The 5,598-nt window shown below is 27.1% G+C and carries 5 protein-coding genes; all 5 read right to left on the bottom strand.

The features are described 5' to 3' along the window. Positions 1–721: 721 nt before the first annotated feature. Positions 722–2,101 carry an ArdC family protein gene (locus ACRC8M_RS03760; protein ID WP_438527931.1) on the bottom strand — a complete coding sequence of 460 codons (1,380 nt, stop codon included), beginning with the start codon at positions 2,099–2,101 and terminating at the stop codon, positions 722–724. Continuing rightward, positions 2,091–2,246, bottom strand: coding sequence for a hypothetical protein (locus ACRC8M_RS03755; RefSeq protein WP_438527930.1), 156 nt, complete (start codon positions 2,244–2,246; stop codon positions 2,091–2,093). The genes ACRC8M_RS03760 and ACRC8M_RS03755 overlap by 11 nt, the downstream gene beginning before the upstream one ends. Positions 2,247–2,305: 59 nt before the next feature. Then, positions 2,306–4,828, bottom strand: coding sequence for a DNA topoisomerase (locus ACRC8M_RS03750; RefSeq protein WP_438527929.1), 2,523 nt, complete (start codon positions 4,826–4,828; stop codon positions 2,306–2,308). 11 nt (positions 4,829–4,839) lie between these two features. Continuing rightward, positions 4,840–5,382, bottom strand: a complete 543-nt coding sequence (locus ACRC8M_RS03745) for a hypothetical protein (protein ID WP_438527928.1) — start codon at positions 5,380–5,382, stop codon at positions 4,840–4,842. Positions 5,383–5,391: 9 nt separating this feature from the next. Next, a partial coding sequence (locus tag ACRC8M_RS03740; RefSeq protein ID WP_438527927.1) for a hypothetical protein occupies positions 5,392–5,598 on the bottom strand: 207 nt, incomplete at its 5' end.

Genomic DNA, 5,598 nt, shown 5'->3' with positions numbered 1-5,598 from the left:
AATTCTTCCCTCCATTAATTCTTCTTAAATTAAAATAATAAATTGAGTGAATCTATTTGTTAGTTTTCTTTCTTTTCCTTTTTTTATTTGAGCAACAGCAGTAGATATATTATCAAACTAGATTTCTTTTGGTACTTTCTCAATATGCTCAAAATTTTTTTTATACCTTAAAATAGAGCTTCTTTATTTTGACTTGGAAAAATTTGAACGTATGAATGGTTACTATATGGAAAAAAATTGTTAAATGATAATCCTTTATTAATTCTCCATAAATCTCATCTAGTATTTTTTCTAATTGTAACTTATTTTCTATAAATATGCAATAAATCCAAGAGTTTGTAGAGCATTTCCAAATAAAAAATAGCTATTCCAAATTAATGAAAATAGCCACTAAAATTTCATTCCCCCCTAAGGGGTGTGAGGTGCGGTGTTACTTTCTAGCATTTAACCACATTAGACCAAAAACAATTATTATTACAATTGCTCCTCCGTCTAGTGTTAAGTTAGTTACATTGAATGTAATCATCTTTAACACCTCCTAGTTATAGAAAATTTTAATGTTCTGCCTTGTTCAAGGGCAGAAAAAAAGCCTTCACTTTCGTGAAAGCTTAAATTCTGAACATGAGCTTTAGCTCATACATTAAATTTCTATAACTAGTACCCTTTAGGGTTTCTACACTTTTAGTATAATACATTATATCTCTAAAGTCAATATTAAGATTTAGCGTTCCATGCCTTGATTTTCTTTTATTGGTGATTGTCCTTCTCTTTTTTTACTTATTTCTTCTATTTTTATTAAATCACAAATTAGATCTATCTTTTGTATCTCTTTATTTGCATATTTTGTAATTTCCTCTTCAGACAGATTTAACCTCTTTTTATGCCACTCTATATCATTTATTAAGTCTTTTGCTGGTTGTTTTAATAGCTCTTTAAGTCCATCAGATACATACTCATTATCTTTGAAAAAGCCTTCTCCTACATAAATCCTTTCACTTTGAGAGAAATTATTATAACTCACATCTAAACTTACTTTATATGTTGGTAATTTTTTCTCATATTTCTCTTTATCTACTTCAGATAATTTATTTAGAAAATTATATGCTTCTTCTCCTCTTAATGTAGTTCCTTCAGGTATTTTAAAATCATATTCTGAAGATATTAAATTTATCTTTAAATTTTTAAAAAGTTCTTCTTTCTCTATATTTTTATTTAATAACTCTCTTTCATTATAACGCTCTACCACATACTCTGATATTTTTTCTGCTTCAGTTGCAATTGTATAGATTTCATTAGCATTATCTTTTAAAGTCTTTAGCCAACTCTGAATATATGCTGTATGATTATTAAAGTGATTTTCACTTAATTTTATTCCAATTTCATTTTGGATAAATACTGTTGCTATTTCTGCTATGAGTTCCTCTCTAGCATATGCTTCATCAGATTTACCAAATTTTCTTGCTAGTCTATCTGGATGTCCAGTACTATGTGATATTTCATGTATTAGAGTTGCCAATAGCCCTTCCTCACTATAAAAACTTTCTTTTAAAGGCATTACTATAACATCTTTCCCTGGAGCATAAAAGGCTTCATTTTGATTTTTATACTCTATATTACAAGGACTTGTATTTTCTAATTGAGTTATAATTTCTGGATATTTTTCTATATTTAGTCCATCTTTAAATTGATATGGTTCAATTCCTTCTAACTGTTCTGCATTAAATAGATTAAAAGTAGATCTTCTAGGCATACTTAACTTTGTTTCTATTTCTTTAATATTTCCTTTTTCATCTTTTATTTTTTCAGTTTTACTAAACTGCCAATATTCACATTTTATTGACTTTTCTCCACTTTTAACTTTCCAACCTTCATTTTTAGCTTGAATAAATGTTACCCATCTAGGATCTTTATATCCTTTTTCTAGCATAGCTATTTGTAGATTTACCTTATTAGCACCTCTGTATTTTGTTTCTTTATTTATAGCATTTCTAGGAACTTCTAACAATCCCCAATCTCTTATCCAGTTTAATCCATCCTTTTTTAATCCTTGAATTATTTTCTCTGTTAATACTTGTCTATCTTCTTGAACTCTACTGCTCATTCTTATCACCCTTTAAAAGAGCTAAGTATTCTTCAGGCGATAATTCAATTGTTTCTTCCATCTCTTCATTTGTTAAATTCTCTTCAGTATAACCAACCTTTAAAAACTCGTCTTTTTTCAATGATTCTATTATTTTCTTTTCCATAGCTTCACTTCCTTTTATTAAAAAAGGAGCTTTTTAAACTCCTTTCCCTTATTTTGTTATTATTTTTTTATAATCATAAATCCTGTAAAATCATCTTTTAATTTAATATTAGCATTATATTTATCTCCAGCTTTATTCTTTAAGCCTTTTGCTTCTATTGTTTTTCCTTCAGTTAATTGTTTAAATTGACTATATGAAATAGCTTCATTTTTCCAGAAAATAAAACCACATTCTGAAGAACAATTATATGCTCTTGGACTCTCTTTAATTTCTCCTTTTTTACACTTAGGACAAGTTATTTTTTCAACTTCTTTTTTTAAACTACCTGAAGGATCTATTTTATACTTTTCACCTTTTATAGTTATAATTTTTCCTTCTATTAATTTTTTTGCCTGTTCTTTAGATATTTTTATATCTAAATACTTATTTTCTTTCCAAATTGAGAAATCACATTTTGGATCATCTTTGTAGCCTTCACAAAAATATGAAATTTTGCTCTCATATATCTTTTTACCACATTTTGGACAAGTAGAAACAGTTTTGTCTTCGCTATCGTCAATATAATCAATTCTACCAAACTCTCTTGACATAATGTTCATAAAATCTTCTTCAAGCTTTTTTAGTAGTTTTATAGGCTCTGCTTTGCTTTCTTCAATTTCTGATTGAATAAGCCACCATTCTGCTGTTACATTGGCTGTTTTTATTTCATCTGCTATGTATTGATAGATTTTTATTCCTTTTTCTGTTGGAATTATATATTTATCTTGATTCACAATATCTTTATCTTTAAATATTTCACTTATAATAGGTGATCTTGTTGCTGGAGTTCCTATTCCTCCATTTTCACCTTTTTTATCCTTATCTTTATTTTTTAAAGCTTGTTTTAAAATTGGATCGCTTACATATTTTGATATTGCTGTCATATCTTTTAAAAGAGTAGCTTCAGTATATAGTTTTTTAGGAGCTGTTTCTTTCTGGAGTATTTTAGTTCCATCTATTGTTGTTTCATATATCCCGCTATATAAAGCTGATAAAGTTGAAGTCTTACTTTCTTGTTCTTCATCATCTAACTTATCATTTAAAAAGGCTTTATACCCATAATCAAGCACTTTAGTTGAAGTACTTCTCAATAATATTTCATCATATATTTTAATTTCTCCTGTTGTTTTTTCAGAGACTAATGCTGGTAAAAATTGTGCTATATAATAATTTGAAATAGCTATGTAGATATTTCTTTGCATATCGTCTAATTTAGTTAAATCTACAGTTGTATTTGTTGGTATTATCGCATGGTGAGCTGTTACATTTTCATCATTAAAGCATTTTGACATTTTATTAAGATTCACACCAGGAACAACTATATTTAAGTTCTTCAGTATTTGCGGTATTACTTCTGGAGCTTCTTTAAAATGCTCCTGCGAAAGAAATTGACAATCCGATCTGTTATATGTTATTGCTTTAAATTGATCTCTTAATTCTTGTGTTATCTTTAAAACGTCATTTGAACCATATCCCCACTTCTTATTCGCATATTGTTGAAGTTCTATTAGATTAAATGGCAGTGGTGCTTCATTCTTAACAATATCTTTAGATATTTCTAATTTATGTATTCCATGTATTTCTTTTTCCAGCTCTTCTAATAATACTTTATCTGTAACTTTTCCATTTTCTAAAATTTCTTTAGGTGGAACTAATGCAAAGGTTATTGGAACTGTTTCATTTAATCTTTCAAATTCTGATGATAATTTTTCTAATAATTCTTTTCTTTTGTTTTCATCTGCAAATTCTTGTTTATAGCTTTCTGATATTTTTATATATTCTTCTCTTTCTTTAGGGTTTGATTTTTTTAGAGTTTTAGTGTCTACGTCTAAAATATAGTAATAAGATTTAACGTGATTTTTAACTTCTAAATATCTATTAACTATCAAACCTAAAACTGGAGTTTTTACTCTACCAACTCTTAAACTTTTTAATCCTGCTTTTAATGCAAAAAATCTAGTAGCATTAATACCTAAATATTTATCAGCAACACTTCTAGCAAAAGCTGACTTCCCTAATGGAATGTATTTTTCATTAGGTTCTATTTTCTCAAATGCTTGTCTTACTTTATTAGGGTTATTATCGTTAATTAAAACTCTCATAACTGGCTTTTTGCAATTAAAATATGTTATTAATTCATCTATTAAGAGCTGACCCTCACTATCGGGGTCGCCACAATGCACTATTGTAGATACTTTTGAATCTTTTAAAAATCTTTCTATTACACTTAATTGATTATCTATTGTACTTTGTGATCTAATCATTATATTTTTTTCTTTTTCATCTTTAGCTTTTTTTAAATCATATTTTTTTGGTTTTAATCCTGTATTTTCATCAATTGGAACTGGTAACTCTTCTAATTTCCATTCTTTGTATTTTTCATCTATTTCTTCAGGTTCTTTTAACTCTAAAAGATGTCCACTAGCCCAAGTTATTATCTTATTATTACCTTCTATATATCCATTCTTCATTTTAAAATCATTACCAAAGGCAGAAGCTATAGCTTCTGCTACATTCTTTTTCTCTGCAATTATTAACTCCATCTAATCTCCTCTTATTCTGTATCTACTAGATTTAAATTATTTATATCTTTCAAAGCATAATATCCTTGACTATACCCAAAATTTGTTTCTTCTCTTACAATTACAAGAAACTTATATTCTTTAAATTCCCATTCTTCAGTCTCTTCATCATATGTAATTTTATCTTCTAGTTTTTCAGGATAAATAAAATCACCATCATACATATTTAATTCATCTATTAAATATTTTCTAAATTGTTCACCTCTTTGAAGTGGAATAATCCCTATAATATCTTTATAATTTTCATTTAAATTATGAATAAAGGCTGGAATATTTAATAGTTTAATATCTTTAGCTTTTCTTTCTTCAGATAATACTTTCTCTAATTCTTCTCCCTCTAAAGACTCTAACCATATATATGCTATTTTAGAATCATCTTTGCAATCTTCTATGTTTACTTCGCTTATTTTATACCAAATTCCATCTACTTTTAATATTTTCATTGCTTCGTGTTCTTCTCTAATTTTCTCTTCAGTATAGTTTCTAAAAACTTTTTTTAGTTGTCTATTTACCATTTTTTCTCCTTATTCTGCAATTATTTTATTATCTTCTATTAATCCTAATTTTTTCAGTTTTTCAAGATTATTTTTTATGAAAGTTGAGTTTTCAGTATCATAAATCTTAGAATCTGTTACTTTTCCTTTTGAATCGTAAGATATATTCTCTTCTACTGTTTTAAATGTCTCACCTTCATTTAAAGCCTCTATAAATTTAATTCTGTCTATTTTTAC

Source organism: Cetobacterium sp., from assembly GCF_051653945.1.
GTDB lineage: Bacteria > Fusobacteriota > Fusobacteriia > Fusobacteriales > Fusobacteriaceae > Cetobacterium_A.
Note: the sequence above shows the minus strand (reverse complement) of the source record. Positions and strands in the feature narration are given on the sequence as shown.

Bases quoted from the DNA above. Each gene is read 5' to 3' on its own strand.
- ACRC8M_RS03755 (WP_438527930.1), bottom strand. From the start codon at position 2,246: ATGGAAAAGAAAATAATAGAATCATTGAAAAAAGACGAGTTTTTAAAG.
- ACRC8M_RS03750 (WP_438527929.1), bottom strand. From the start codon at position 4,828: ATGGAGTTAATAATTGCAGAGAAAAAGAATGTAGCAGAAGCTATAGCT.
- ACRC8M_RS03760 (WP_438527931.1), bottom strand. From the start codon at position 2,101: ATGAGCAGTAGAGTTCAAGAAGATAGACAAGTATTAACAGAGAAAATA.
- ACRC8M_RS03745 (WP_438527928.1), bottom strand. From the start codon at position 5,382: ATGGTAAATAGACAACTAAAAAAAGTTTTTAGAAACTATACTGAAGAG.